The sequence below is a fragment of the Desulfosudis oleivorans Hxd3 genome, from assembly GCF_000018405.1.
GTDB classification, from domain to species: domain Bacteria; phylum Desulfobacterota; class Desulfobacteria; order Desulfobacterales; family Desulfosudaceae; genus Desulfosudis; species Desulfosudis oleivorans.
This window is the reverse complement of record NC_009943.1, coordinates 1,096,589-1,110,760: the sequence shown is the minus strand read 5'-3', so window position 1 is coordinate 1,110,760 and position 14,172 is coordinate 1,096,589. Positions and strand designations below refer to the sequence as shown.

Annotated in this window: 14 protein-coding genes; 13 read left to right on the top strand and 1 reads right to left on the bottom strand. The window is 57.3% G+C overall.

The genetic code is table 11. The annotated features are described in order from the left end of the window. The first annotated feature begins 87 nt into the window (after positions 1-87). Complete coding sequence (locus DOLE_RS04905; RefSeq protein ID WP_012174381.1) at positions 88-1,314, top strand: magnesium transporter; 1,227 nt, start codon at positions 88-90, stop codon at positions 1,312-1,314. 134 nt (positions 1,315-1,448) lie between these two features. After that, a complete protein-coding gene (locus tag DOLE_RS17890; protein ID WP_012174380.1) occupies positions 1,449-1,610 on the top strand; it encodes a YqaE/Pmp3 family membrane protein in 162 nt (53 codons plus the stop codon). A 28-nt stretch (positions 1,611-1,638) separates the two neighbouring features. On the opposite strand, the gene DOLE_RS04895 is transcribed toward DOLE_RS17890, so the two are convergent. Next, positions 1,639-3,261 (bottom strand): helix-turn-helix transcriptional regulator, encoded by a 1,623-nt coding sequence (locus DOLE_RS04895; RefSeq protein ID WP_167320840.1) that lies wholly within the window; start codon positions 3,259-3,261, stop codon positions 1,639-1,641. Positions 3,262-3,539: 278 nt separating this feature from the next. Here DOLE_RS04895 and DOLE_RS18405 point away from each other — a divergent pair, with 278 nt between their 5' ends. The 11 genes from DOLE_RS18405 to DOLE_RS04845 all read left to right on the top strand — a co-directional run bounded on the left by DOLE_RS18405 (position 3,540) and on the right by DOLE_RS04845 (position 14,165). Then, positions 3,540-3,959: a hypothetical protein gene (locus DOLE_RS18405; RefSeq protein ID WP_167320839.1), complete on the top strand. Its 420-nt coding sequence runs from the start codon at positions 3,540-3,542 to the stop codon at positions 3,957-3,959. Next, a complete protein-coding gene (locus DOLE_RS04890; RefSeq protein WP_167320838.1) occupies positions 3,877-5,052 on the top strand; it encodes a lipase family alpha/beta hydrolase in 1,176 nt (391 codons plus the stop codon). Before DOLE_RS18405 ends, DOLE_RS04890 begins: the two co-directional genes overlap by 83 nt. A gap of 91 nt (positions 5,053-5,143) precedes the next feature. Further along, complete coding sequence (locus tag DOLE_RS04885; protein WP_012174376.1) at positions 5,144-6,211, top strand: hypothetical protein; 1,068 nt, start codon at positions 5,144-5,146, stop codon at positions 6,209-6,211. 124 nt (positions 6,212-6,335) lie between these two features. Next, positions 6,336-6,623 (top strand): hypothetical protein, encoded by a 288-nt coding sequence (locus DOLE_RS04880; RefSeq protein WP_041280361.1) that lies wholly within the window; start codon positions 6,336-6,338, stop codon positions 6,621-6,623. 71 nt (positions 6,624-6,694) lie between these two features. Then, complete coding sequence (gene rplM / locus DOLE_RS04875) at positions 6,695-7,132, top strand: 50S ribosomal protein L13 (RefSeq protein ID WP_012174374.1); 438 nt, start codon at positions 6,695-6,697, stop codon at positions 7,130-7,132. Positions 7,133-7,150: 18 nt separating this feature from the next. Beyond that, the gene (gene rpsI / locus DOLE_RS04870) at positions 7,151-7,543 is read left to right on the top strand and encodes a 30S ribosomal protein S9 (RefSeq protein WP_012174373.1); all 393 of its coding nucleotides are present in this window, start codon (positions 7,151-7,153) and stop codon (positions 7,541-7,543) included. A 176-nt stretch (positions 7,544-7,719) separates the two neighbouring features. Next, on the top strand, positions 7,720-8,736 hold the full coding sequence (locus DOLE_RS04865) for an ABC transporter permease subunit (protein ID WP_012174372.1): 1,017 nt from the start codon (positions 7,720-7,722) through the stop codon (positions 8,734-8,736). 235 nt (positions 8,737-8,971) lie between these two features. Continuing rightward, positions 8,972-10,018, top strand: a complete 1,047-nt coding sequence (locus DOLE_RS04860) for an ABC transporter permease (protein ID WP_012174371.1) — start codon at positions 8,972-8,974, stop codon at positions 10,016-10,018. A gap of 183 nt (positions 10,019-10,201) precedes the next feature. Continuing rightward, entirely contained in the window at positions 10,202-12,067 is a 1,866-nt protein-coding gene (locus tag DOLE_RS04855) for an extracellular solute-binding protein (protein ID WP_012174370.1), read from the top strand. Between the two features lie 22 nt (positions 12,068-12,089). Continuing rightward, on the top strand, positions 12,090-13,079 hold the full coding sequence (locus DOLE_RS04850) for an ABC transporter ATP-binding protein (RefSeq protein WP_012174369.1): 990 nt from the start codon (positions 12,090-12,092) through the stop codon (positions 13,077-13,079). A 75-nt stretch (positions 13,080-13,154) separates the two neighbouring features. Further along, positions 13,155-14,165 (top strand): ABC transporter ATP-binding protein, encoded by a 1,011-nt coding sequence (locus DOLE_RS04845; protein WP_012174368.1) that lies wholly within the window; start codon positions 13,155-13,157, stop codon positions 14,163-14,165. Positions 14,166-14,172: the final 7 nt, after the last annotated feature.

Here is a 14,172-nt window from a genome sequence, read left to right as displayed (position 1 = left end):
ACGGTTGTACAAATTGCCCAACCGATCTCCCATACGATCCGCCGGAACACCGGCGCAAACAAGCGTCTTACAACACCGAGGTGACCCATGCGACCAGCCGGACAACTCATTTGTGCTTTTTTTCTTCTTGTTTTTTTCGTTTTTACCACAGCCGCACAGGCTGCTGACACCGGGCCGGAAGTGCCCGCTGTCGAAACACCGGCCGGTGCCGTGGGGCAGCCGGCCGACACGAAGGGGAACTATTTTGACCCTGATCTTGAAAGCATTCTGGCGGCTGACCCGTCGCAATATGAATTTCTGGCCCGGCTGACCCCGGCCGAGCAGAAGGAGCTGGCCCGGCTGATCAAAAAGCGGGTGGATGAAGAGTCCGGGGTAGTGGTTTCCATCATGACGGTGGGCTCCCGCATTGTTCCTGCCGTTATCAGCGCGCAGTTTGCAAAAAGCATGGAACCGTCCACCGTGGCCCGGATTTCAGACAAGGTGTCCGTGGGAAAGGCCATTGCCATTGCAAAGCGCCTGGACGCGGATTTTCTGGCCGAGGTGGCGGTCTACCAGGATCCGCAAAAGGTGGCAGCCGTGGTGGAAGGGCTGCCGGACGATGATCTGGTGGAGATCACCGAGATCCTGTTTTTGAAAAAAGACTATCGCGTGGTGGCCGGGTTTTCAGACGGGCTGAGCCCGGAGAAGCTGACGCGGGTGGCAGAGAGAATCGACGACCCGGCCACGCTGATTGAGATCGCCCGGCACATGCAGAATCGGGAAAAGGTGGTGGCCGTGGCCATTGCGCTTTCCGACGACTATCTGCTGGGTTTCATGGACCTGCTTTCCAGCGGCGACGATTATGGCCTGGCCGCTGAAGTGGGACGGGCCATGGATACAGACCGCCAGGTCCGCCTGCTCGACCGGCTGGATCCGGAAAAGGCGGCCCGCCTGGCCTCGCTTTATCCACCGGAAACCATTGCCCGCATCATGGAAAAAATTAACAACGATAAACTGGTGGACATTGCGCGGCTGTTGTCGCCGGAGACCATTGCCCGGGTCATGGAAATAACGGACAACAACAGGGTGGTGACCATTGCCGGCCTGCTGCCGCCGGAAACCATGGGCCGTGTTTCCCAGGCGCTGAACGCGCAGAGTATCAACCGGCTGATCCCCCTGCTCAGCCGGGAGCAGGTGCTGACCGCCCTGCCCTATATCGACCTGACAAAATTCCAGAAAGACTGGCCGGACCTGACGCCCGAAACCAAAGATATGCTGCGAGATATGGGCAGGGATTATCCACCGCTGGAGGAGGCTGTTCGCGCAATCGAATAAAACATTTTTTCAGCAAATTATTCGATGCGCAGGGAGAAAGGATTCAAGAGCGCCGGGTCTTGAAACAATATGCCTCAGCCAGTATAATCCCAGTCGCTCGTAACAAAGGATAACCGCAACAAAAGGAGGGCCTCATGGAAATCGTAAAAATTATCTGCGCCATCGTACTGCCGCCCCTGGGCGTGTTTCTTCAGGTGGGCATTGGAAAGCACTTCTGGATCAACATCATTTTAACCCTTCTCGGCTATCTTCCCGGGATTGTTCATGCGGTATGGGTGATTGCAAAAAAGAAGTAGAGGGTAAGATTTTCATGAAAGACGCGGGTTAATTCCCCGGCACCGCGCTTTTACCTTCATCAGGAACGGTTTCCTGCCGGTACTGGGCCGGGGTGGTGTTCATGAGCTTTGAAAACACCCGGTTGAAGGTGCGCAGGCTTTCAAACCCGGTATCAAAGGCGATATGGATCACCTTGTCGTCGGTCTCGCGCAGGCGCCGGGCCGCCTCGTGAATGCGCAGCTCGTTGATGTAGTCCCCCAGCTTTTTGCCGGTGTACTGTTTGAACTGTTTGCCCAGGCTGTCCGGGCTGACATCCAGCGTCTTCGCAAGGTCGGTTCTTGACAGTTCGGACAGGTAGTTCTCCCCGATGATATCGATGGCGGCCTGAATCTTTTCCTCGGCCTGGGGCGTGATACGAGACGGGCCGGATTTCGGGGCTCGGCTCTGTTTTACGGCCATGGTCAGAAAGGCGTTTTCAAGAACAAAATTCTCAAGGTTCCGGTTCAGGTCGTCCACCTCCTCCACCATCTCCCTGTATTTTGTCTCCAGCACAAGAAAGGTGCCCATGTAAAGAAAGATGGCGCCGGTCTGAATCACCATGACCGTGGGGGCCCAGCCGAATACCGTGACGTTGAAATCCACGAACTTGTTGAAATAGCACCACCCGTCGTTCATGGCGGCCAGAATGGTGACAATGCCGAAAACACTGAATATTTTTGCGTGGTCCCGCTTTCTGACCAGGGCCTCGATATGGCAGGACATGTTGTAAAACCCGATGCACCAGGTGACACCGATGAGCAGGGTGGCCATGGGACGGATATTGCCTGCATGCGTGCAGAACACCGCACCCAGAAGGCAGGCGGCCAGATAGGTCCAGAGGATGCGTTCCGGCCATTTTCTTTTCAGCCGGTAAAACCGGTGAAGAAACGCGGGATGAAACACGTTGATGGCCACCCAGGAAAGGCCCAGCACCTTGAGCCGGGTGGTGTGGTCCGGATAAACCTCCCAGGTGAGACAGAGGTCAAGCACAATGGGCAGGCCGGCAAAAAACTGCAAAAAATAAAGATAGTTTTCATCAAAGGTCAGGTACCGGAACCGGGAAAAGAGAAAGGCCAGCACCAGCACAAGCCCGATGCTGATGGCCGCGTATCCGATGGTGACATGAATAAACCGGGCAAAGGGTGTGTACCGTCTTAAATAGCCGGCATCGACAATCATCAGGTTCCCCATCACTTCGCCGATGACATCGTAGGAGACCCGCACGGCAATCACGTTTTGGCCGCCCCGCCGCAGATGCCGGTCCGGCAGCAGGTAGTTTCTGGGATAGTTCCACATGGAAAACGTGTTGGGGAAAAACCGGCCGGTTTCACCGATTTTTTCGCCGTTGAGATAGGTCTGGTCCGCGTTGGCGATTCTCCCCAGTATAAGGCCGTAGTCGCCGGGCGCATCCTCTAAAAAAAATGTTTTTCGCAGCCAGCATGTGCCGCGTATGCCCCTGTTTTGCTCTATAGAATAAGGAACGACTTTTCCGGGCAGGTCAATGGTACCCCAGTCGGTGTCGTCATATTCAGCAAAGGAAAACGCAGTCGAATCGTTAAGAGATATTTTCCACTGGCCGGCCAAAGGGATAGAACGGCCGGGTGTTCCGATTCGAAAAAGCGGAAAAAACATAAAGATTCCGAGAGCGAAAAGCAGGAGAAAAACAGAAGCAGAAAGAAAATAACTGTTTTTAATGTTTGAAAATAATTTTATCCGACCCGTCATGAAAAGCACCTGTCCGTTCTGCGTGCGATCTGTTTTTCTCTTCTCATGTCCCACAGGTTTTGTAAACAAAAAAGATGACTAACCCGGGGATTTTATGGCCTGATTTAAGTTTCAGCCCCAGCGCAACCCGGTTGTGGTTTTTCTGCCTGCAAACAGAGACGGGAAAAAGGAGCCGCAGAAAAAACATGAAAAAAGATAAAAATTCGAGAAAAAACCGTAGAAAAAGATGGTCAAAACCAGACCCTGCCGCAAATGTCTTCTCTTTTGCAGTACCCCCTGCCGGTGTCCCGCAAGCCTGCTGCAAAACAAAAGTCCGGGTTTATTTTGTTTTTTTCTCACACCCGGGTGCTGTCCGCACCTTTTTCCCATGGGGCACAAAACCGCAAAAAAAAGATGGTCATCTTCAGACAGGCGGCCTGATTGGCCAGACCCCGCCTTTTTGCCAGGGCTATAGTGGGGCCACGGAACAGATTTTTTCCGTCTGCCAACAACTTTTTTATCGAAAAAAAGGAGGAGATCAAGATGGTAAAACGATTTTTTGCTTTTGTTCTGGTAAGTTGTCTGATTGCGGCTCTGCCGGGGGCCGTGTTTGCCCGGGCCGATAAAACCACCTATCCGGTGGTATTTGCCCACGGCATGCTGGGGTTTGATGAACTGGTGGGCATCGATTATTTCGGCAATGATTACGGTGTATTTGTCGGCGATCCCTGCGACGGTTTTCTGGAGACCTCCTGCAACAGCGAAATTGATAAAAACCAGCAGGCCTTTGCCGCGTCGGTCAATCCGTTTCAGTCCTCTGAACTAAGGGGTCTGGAGTTGGCCGATGCCATAGAGAGCTACATGGCCACCGTAAACGCGGACTGCGTGAATATCGTGGGCCACTCCCAGGGCGGCATGGACGCCAGAAAGGCGGCCAAGCTGCTTTACGACCGAAAGGGCCGGCAGGTGGTCAAGGTGATGGTGTCAATCTCCTCCCCCCATCGCGGATCACCGGTGGGCAAGGGCGTGCTGGACCAGGGCCCCGACGGCATGAACGCCTTTCTCGGCGTGCTGGTTGATTACCTGGTGGGGCCTGTGCTGGTGGGGGATCTCAGCGACTTTGAAGCCAGCATGAAGGCATTTGTGTATGACGATTACGATCCCAACGACGGGGTTGTCACCGGCGCCAAGGCCTTTAACAACGCTTACGGCATCAACGACACCCATGTACGGCACTATGCCTCCATCATCACCGCCACCCAGGGAAACCTCAACCCGATTCTTGGCGCCCTGGGCCTTGTGGCGCCTCTTGACATCGACGGCGACGGCTGGTGCGCCGACTACACGGACTGCAACAACGACGGCGCCGCCGGCTGCGGAGACGGGGATTTTGAGGACGGCGACGACGACGGACTGGTGGGCATCAACTCCCAGCAAATGGGCTACCGCCTGAAGCACAAAAAGAGCTGGCTGTGGGGCACCTATTTTGACGAAGATTCGACCACCGGCTATGTGGGCGACATCGACCGGCCCAGCCAGGTGCAGGCCACATCCTACAGCAGTGTCATCGATCAGGACCATCTGGATGTACTGGGCCTGGGCGTGATTCCCTACCTGATTCCCGATGACTTTGATGAGGAAGGCTTCTACGCCGACCTGATCGACTACATCGCCGACAACGAAGGAACCAGCAGCTCCGGCTGGTGGTGGTTCTGGTAGACCGGCCGTGCATGCTTCATAAAACCGCGGGGGCGTCCGGTGTTACGACGCCCCTGCACGCTTCTCTTTTATGAACAAAGGACAGGTGAAAATGAAACGGTATCAGATGGCAGGCGCAGCGGCCTGCGGCGTGCTGATTTTTATGACTGTGCTGACGTTGGTTTTCAACGGAACAGAAGCCGGTGTACCGCCGGCAGCGCCCCTTTTGGCAAAAGCGGCCCCCGCCCTGGTCGAACCGGCGCCGGAGCCGGCAGCAGAAGCCGAAGCGTCGCTTTTCCAGGAGACCGCGAATCCGGCCCCTGAGTTTGACGCCGAGGGCCACCGGCAGGTGGCGGTGGCCCGCTTAAACGAGCTGTTCGGCCAACACATCTATCATGTCCGGGTCCAGATTCAGGCCATTGAAAAGCTGACCCATTATTTAAAAGAGGTCTATCCGGATACCTGGCAGGACCATGTGTACGCCTATCTTTCCTCGGCATTTCCCGATCACGTGGCTCAAATATATGACAACTACCTGAGGCTGATGGATTTTAAACAATGGGGAAAAGATAATGCCGAGCTGCTGCTGGGCATGACGGCTGAGGAGCGGAAAAAACTTATCCGGGCCAGGCGGCAGCAGTTTTTCGGAAACGACGCGCAGGTCATATGGGAAAAGGAACTCAAGGCCGAGGCCGTGGCCCGCTCTCTTGAGGACCTCAACCGGCAAAAGGAGATGGCCTTTCATGAAAAGGTAAATTTTTACATGGCCAGCCTGGACGACGTCTATGGCGACCGGGCCGAGGCCTTTCGGCAGGCCTATACCCAGAAGGCCATGGACCAGTTTCTGGAAACGGAAGTCGTTCAGGCCGATCTGGCGGCCATGGCCCCTGAAGACCGGCAGGCCCACCTGAATTTTTTCCGGGCCAACATGGGGCTGGATGACGCGGCTCTGGAACGATGGGCCCAACTGGACACCGAAAGGGACGCACGGTGGGAAAAGGGGCGCGCCTACATGGCGGCCAGGCGGCAGGTAGCGGCCGCATCCGGGGTCCCGGGCCGGGAGCACCTGCTGGATGAGCTGCGGCAGGACTATTTCGGTGCGGAGGCCGAGGTCATCAAACAGGAGGAACAGACCGGCCTTTTCCGTTTTGGCCGGGAACGGATCTACGGAAAAAATTGACCGAACCCGGTTGGTTCGCCCCTGCCATATCCGCGAATATGCCGCAAAAAGAGCAGGCGCGGCCTGTGCGGTTCATGGAAGGTTCGGGCTGGAGACCAACCTGTACGGTATGTGAGGAGAAATGATGATGACAGGAGAAACAGGAAAAAAAATGATGATCCAGAAGGGATATGTCCCGCCGACATGCACGCTTCACCCGGGGATTGCCGGGCCGTTGATCTATTCAGAAATCAGCAGGGGACGGTCTCCATGCTGGGGGTGTAACGAAAACAGGGCAATATGTAAGGGCAAAATGAAAAAATGCCTAAAAAATGCCGGTGTCAACAGCGATATGGGGCTCCCGCATCCGCAGCCGCTTTCCCCAGAGGGTGAAGAATTCAGAAATTGGGCTTTTTACGAAGCCGCCACTTAAATTTTCCTTGACACACCGCAGTAAATACGTAAAATAGCGAGATTGAGTTTTCAATACAGGAGTTAAAAGACGTGAAAAAATACACTTACAGTGCAAGAGAGACCGACAAAAGCGACAAGTGGTACCTGGTGGACGCCGATGGCGTGATCCTGGGCCGCATGGCATCGGAAATTGCGGCCCGGCTGCGGGGAAAACGCAACCCGCTCTACACCCCCCATGCCGACACCGGTGACTCCGTAGTGGTGGTCAATGCCGAAAAAATCGCCCTGACCGGCAGAAAATGGGACCAGAAGGTCTATTATCATCACACCGGTTATGTGGGCGGCATCAAGGCCATCACCGCCAAAAAGCTGCTTGAAAAAAAGCCGGAAGACCTGGTTGTTCACGCGGTTCGCGGCATGCTTCCCAAGAACAAGCTGGGAAGGGCCCTGTTGAAGAAACTGAAGGTTTACGCGGGCCCGGAACATCCCCATTCGGCCCAGCAGCCCGAACCCCTTTCGATAAAATAATTGACGCAAGAGGAACCAATGGAAGCACAGACCTTGTACGCCACGGGAAAACGCAAAACCGCCATCGCCCGCACCTGGATGAAGCCGGGCAGCGGTAAGATAACGGTCAACGGCAAAGACGCCGACGCCCACTTTACCACCAACGCGGCCCGCATTATCATGCGCGAGTCCCTGAAAATTACGGAGACCCTGGAGTCTTACGACGTGGATATCCGCGTCATCGGCGGCGGTATCACAGGCCAGGCCGGCGCTGCCCGTCACGGTATCAGCAAGATACTGGCCGGGCTGGATCCGGAAATGCGCCAGAAGCTCAAGGCCAACGGATTTCTCACCCGTGACGCGCGGGTGAAGGAGCGCAAAAAATACGGCCAGCGCGGCGCCCGGGCCCGGTACCAGTTCTCCAAGCGTTAAACATCGGCCGCATACGACGTTCGTTCAAGGGGTGGAAGAGATTTCTTTCACCCCTTTTTTATTGCCCGCCTCTTGTGCGGCGGCCCGAATTACGGTAAACATAACAGACCGGTGCGGCCGGTCCCGTTCCAACGGCGCCGCAGAGTCGACAATTTCGCAACCCTTCGGGCAGGCCTATGCGCGCATATTTTATTCGACGATTCCTGCTGATCATTCCCACCTTTCTGGGCATCACCGTACTGGTGTTCGCGGTCACGCGGTTTGTGCCCGGCGGCCCGGTGGAACGCATGATTGCCGAGTCCTACCGCATGCAGGCCATGGAGGGCCGCACCCAGCGGGAGGCCACCCAGCCCCTCTCCGAAGAGCAGATCAATTACCTGAAACGCTATTACGGGTTCGACAAACCGGTGCCGGCAGCCTATGTGCTCTGGATGGGAAAAGTTCTGTCCGGCGACCTGGGCACCTCCACCCGGTATTATGACCCGGTATGGGAGATGATCCGGTCCCGCATACCCATATCGCTCTATTTCGGCCTGCTCTCTATGGTCATTATATACGGGGTCTGCATTCCCCTTGGCATGGCCAAGGCCGTGCGCCACAAAAGCGGGTTCGACAACTTCACCTCCGTAGCGGTGTTTGCCGGCTACGCCGTGCCCGGCTGGGTCCTGGGCATTCTGCTGCTGCTGCTCTTTTCTTCCCGGTGGGGGGTGCTGCCCCTGGGCGGGCTCACAAGCGCCGGCTTTGACGCCCTGTCCGGACCTGAAAAAATTCTCGATATCGCCCGGCACACGGTCCTGCCCCTGGCCGCCTACGTTGTGGGCTCCTTTGCCGTAATGACCTTTTTAATGAAAAACACCCTGATGGACGAACTGGCCGCCGACTATGTGCGCACGGCCATGGCAAAAGGGCTGTCATTTAAAAAAGCGGTGTTCGGCCATGCCTTAAGAAACAGCCTGATTCCCGTTGCCACCAGCTTCGGCAACAACATATCGGTCCTGGTCTCGGGCTCGTTTCTCATTGAAACGGTCTTCAACATCAACGGCATGGGCCTTTTGGGCTACGAGTCGGTGGTGGAGCGGGACTATCCCGTGGTCATGGGCATTCTGGTGATCTCGTCGCTGCTGTTTTTAATCGGCAACATTCTTTCCGATATCTGCGTGGCCTTTGTGGACCCGCGGGTGAGATTCCAGTAATGGCAAAGCAGAACGCCCAATTGCTGTGTTGCGCTTCGCCCCTCGTCACTGCGGCGTACATTCCAGTACGCCTCATTCCTCGGGGCTTGCGACGCCTTGCACTTGAACGTTCTGCTTTGCCATTGCATTTGGACCTTAACATGATTACCAACCGTTTGCAGCCGGTTCAAGTACCGATGGGTGACACGGGCAATATCCGGATCAAGTGTTTAAATATGAACCATCAGGGGTGCGCATGTTAACCATCAGCCCGCTTACAGCCAGAAAGCTCAAACGGTTTGCCTCTATCCGGCGGGGTTATGTCTCCCTTGTGATCTTCTGCCTGCTGATTTTTGTCTCCCTGTTTGCCGAGGTGTTTATCAACAGCCGTGCACTGGTGGTCAGCTACCGGGGCCATCTCTTCTTTCCCACTTACGGCGACATGATTCCCGGCACCGCCTTTGGCCTGGACTATGCCTATGAGACCAACTACCGGGAGCTTGCGAAAAAATTCAAAACCGAAAAAGAGGGCAACTGGGTGCTGCTGCCGCCCGTGCCCTACAACCCCTATGAAAACGATTTTCTGGTCAGCGCCTACCCGCCCACGCCGCCCTCCCTGGAGCACCGGCATTTTCTGGGCACCGACAAGTCGGGGCGGGATGTGCTGGCCCGGCTGGCCTACGGCTTCCGCATCGCGGTCTTTTTTTCCGTGGCACTGCTGGGCATCACCTACCTGACCGGGGTGACCCTGGGATGTGCCATGGGCTACTGGGGGGGCGCCTTTGACCTGATCTTCCAGCGGCTCATCGAAATATGGTCCAACATGCCCCTGCTGTACGTGATCATCATCATCTCGTCGGTGGTGGCGCCCAGCTTTGCCGTGCTGCTGCTGATCATGGCCTGTTTCGGCTGGGTCTCCCGCACCTGGATCATGCGCACCGTGACCTATAAAGAAAAGGAGCGGGAATACGTGCTGGCGGCCCGGTCCCTGGGCGCATCGGACGGCCGCATTCTGCTTGTCCACATTCTGCCCAACACGGTGTCGATCATCATCACCTTTGTGCCCTTTTCCATGGCCGAAGGCATCATCGCCCTGACCTCGTTAGACTACCTGGGCTTCGGCCTGCCCCCGCCCACGCCCAGCTGGGGCGAGCTGCTGCACCAGGGATGGGCCAACATGTCGGCCTGGTGGATCGTCTGCTCGGTGGTGGGGGCCATGGTGCTCACCCTGACCCTGGTGACCTTTATTGGAGAGGCCATAAGGGAGGCGTTTGATCCCAAGATGCATACGGTCTATGAATGAAATGGCGCGGCTTCGTAAAACAGCCAATTTCTGTGTTGCGCTGCGCCCTCGTCACTGCGGCGTACATACAGTACGCCTCGCTCCTCGGGCTTGCGACGCCTTGAACTTGACTGTTTTACGAAGCCGCCAGATAGATGCGTGCGATAAACGAAAATAAACATTGATTGGGAAGGAACAAACAACATGCCGAAAATTAAGTATCTGATATCGGCGCTGATGGTCCTGTGCATGCTCCTCGCCTGGGGCTGTTCTTCAGACAAAGATGAGCAGCAGGCCGCACCGGAGCCGGCCCATTCACCCTTCCGGGCCCCTCTGGCCGACACCGATCTTCCGGAAAATATAGACTGGCTGACCAACGACACCGACCCGGTGTTTGCCTCTCCGGACGCGGTCACCGGCGGCACCCTGCGACTGTCCCTGCTGAGTTTTCCCTTAACCTTCCGGGTGGTGGGGCCGGACTCCAACAGCAGCTTTCGCAGCGCCATCCTGGGCAACCAGCTCTCCCTGATCAGCATTCATCCCAACACCGAGCGCATTGTACCGGAAATCGCCACCCACTGGGCATTTGGCAAAGACAAAAAAACCATGTACTTCAGGCTCAACCCTGATGCCCGGTGGTCCGACGGCATGCCGGTGACGGCCCACGACTTTGCCTACACCCTGGCGTTCATGCGGTCCCCGCACATCGTGGCGCCCTGGTACAACGACTACTATACAAAAGAAATAGAAAAGGTCGTGGTGTATGACGACCACACCCTGGCCGTGGTGGCGTCCAAACCCGACCCCGACCTTTACCTGAAGGTGGGCATCTCCCCCACACCCAGCCACTTTTACGGCGACCTGGACGAAAATTTCGTGCGGGACTACAACTGGAAAATCGCCCCCAACACCGGGCCTTACCAGGTATCCGGGTTTGAAAAGGGAAAGTTTGTGGAATTTTCCCGAAAGCCCGACTGGTGGGCCTCTGATCTGCGTTTCTTTAAAAACCGGTTCAACGTGGACAAGGTAGTCTACACCGTTGTCAAGGACTTCAACATGTCCTGGGAGTACTTCAAGCAGGCCGAGATCGACGCGTTTCCCCTGACCATGCCCGACTTCTGGCACGACAAAACGCAAACCCCGGTCTTTGACAAGGGGTATGTGCATCGCATCTGGTTTTTCAACGACACCCAGCAGTCGGCCATGGGCATGTGGCTCAACCAGGATATCGATATCTTCAAGGATGTCCGGGTACGTTACGCCTTTGCCCATGCCATGAACATTCAAAAGGTCATCGACACCGTGCTGCGGGGCGACTACTTTCGCCTGGAGCAGGGATTCGTGGGATACGGCGACTACACCAACCCCGATGTCAAGGCCCGGCGGTTCGACCTTGAAAAGGTCAATGACTACATGACCGGTGCGGGGTGGCAGCGGGGGACGGACGGCATCTGGGAAAAAGAGGGCATGCGGTTTTCCGTGGATGTGACCTACAGCCATGATGGCCACACCCCGCGGCTGGTGGTGTTAAAAGAGGAGGCCCGGAAGGCGGGCATCGAACTCAACCTGCGCCGGCTGGACCCTTCGGCGTCCTACAAGCAGGTGCTGGAGAAAAAGCACGAGGTGGGGTGGGTGGCATGGAGCACGTCCCTGAGGCCCCAGTACTGGGAGCATTTTCATTCGGAAAACGCCCACAAGCCCCAGACCAACAACATCACCAACACCGACGACCCGGAGATGGACCGGCTGATCGAGGCCTACCGCGCCAGCCTGGACGCGGAGGAACGAAAGGTTTTATCCCGGCAGATTCAGGCGAAAATTCACGAGATCGGCGCCTTTGTGCCCACCTTCATGGTGCCCTATGTGCGCCAGGCCTGCTGGCGATGGTGGCGACTGCCCGACCCGCCGGGCACCCGGCACACCGATGACCTGTTCGAACCCTTTTCCAGCGGCACCGGCGGCCTGTTCTGGTTTGACCGGAAACTGTACGACGAGACTCAGGCGGCCATGAAAGCCGGCACCGCCTTTGACCCGGTGACCATCGAGGACAGAACATTTTATCGGCAATAACCAGATTAGGGAAGGTCACCTTTTGAACGCCGAAACCCTGCTTACCGTGGAAAACCTGTCGGTCTCCTTTGAAACCGAGGCGGGACGGGTGCGGGCCGTGGACCGCCTCTCTTTTGAGGTGCGGCACGGCGAGGTGCTGGGCCTGGTGGGCGAATCCGGGTGCGGCAAAAGCGTGACCGCCCTGTCAATCATGCGGCTGCTGCCAAAACCCTCGGGCCGCATCGACAGCGGCCGGGTCCTGTTCGGCGGGACGGACCTTGCGGCCCTGCCGCCGGAAGCCATGCGTTCCATCCGGGGCCGGCGCATTGCCATGATTTTCCAGGAACCCATGACCGCGTTAAACCCGGTGCACACCATCGGCCGCCAGCTGGATGAGGCCTATGGCCTTCACCATCCTGAAATGGACCGGCCGGCGGTCACGGCCGCCTCCCTGGCCATGCTCAAAGAGGTGGGGATTCCCGATCCGGCCCAGCGCATGGGCCAGTATCCGCACCAGATATCCGGCGGCATGCGCCAGCGGGTCATGATCGCCATGGCCCTGGCCTGCGGTCCGGACCTGCTCATCGCCGACGAACCCACCACGGCCCTGGACGTGACCATTCAGGCCCAGATCCTGGAACTGATCACCACCATGCAGCAGCAGAACGATATGTCCGTCATGCTCATCACCCACGACCTGGGCGTGATTGCCGAAACCTGCCAGCGGGTCTGCGTGATGTATGCCGGCACCCTGGTGGAGAGCGCAAATGTGGCCACCCTGTTTGACCGGCCGGCCCACCCCTACACTCAGGGGCTACTGGATTCCATCGTGCGGCTGGGAAACAGGCGGAAAACAAAGCTTCCCACCATTGCCGGCATGGTGCCCTCCCTGGCCGAACTGCCGCCGGGATGCCGGTTTCAGAACCGGTGCCCCAAAGTGATGGATATCTGCAGAAATGTCGCGCCGACCCTGGTATCCGTGGGACCGGAGCACATGGCAAGCTGCCACGCGGTTCAGGAAGCGTTGCCATGAGGTCTCCGGCATGTAAAATCGATTACAATTTCGATCCCGATAGCGATCCCGATCCCGATTTGGATAGAAGGTGATATGGCAACTTCCGGTCCCAACCTGCTTGAAGTCGAACGCCTGAAAAAATATTTTCCCGTGCGGGGCGGCGTGTTTCTGCGGCCCGTGGCCCAGGTGCATGCCGTGGACGACATCTCCTTTGCCATTCGACCCGGAGAGACCCTGGGCCTGGTGGGAGAGTCGGGCTGCGGCAAGACCACGGTGGGCCGCTGCGTGGCCCGGCTTTACGAGCCCACGGCCGGCGCCATCCGGTTTGACAACACCGACCTGGCCGGAGTCCGGGGCGCGGCCCTGCGGCGGCTGCGGCGTCATATTCAGATGGTGTTCCAGGACCCGTTCGAGTCCTTGAATCCCCGCCACACCGTGGGCACCATGCTTGAAGAACCTTTTAAGATTCACCGCATCGGCACCGCCGTCGAACGCCGGCAGTCAGTACAATCACTTTTAGACCGGGTGGGACTTTCCGCAAACGCGGCCGACCGGTTTCCCCACGAGTTCAGCGGGGGCCAGCGCCAGCGCATCGGCATTGCCCGGGCCATTGCCTTAAACCCGCGTATGATCATCTGCGACGAGCCGGTGTCGGCGTTGGATGTCTCCATTCAGTCCCAGATTTTAAACCTCCTGCTCGACCTTCAGCAGGAATCCGGGTTTACCTGCCTGTTTATCGCCCACGACCTGGCCGTGGTGCGCCACGTTTCTGACCGCATCGCCGTGATGTACCTGGGAAAAATCGTGGAAATCACCGACGCCGACACCATCTATGCCACGCCCCTGCATCCCTACACCAGTGCCCTTCTCTCCGCCATTCCCATTGCCGATCCCACCGCAAAGCGGCAAAAACAGGTGCTTTACGGAGACGTGCCCTCCCCGTCAGCGCCGCCGCCGGGCTGCCGGTTTCACACCCGGTGTCCCCATGCCGCCGACATCTGCAAAACCTCCGAGCCCTCGCTGGTACCGGCCGCCTTTTCCCCGGCACCGGATCACCAGGTGGCCTGCCACCGGGCCGAGGAGCTCAAAAATCTATTGATATAAAATGGTG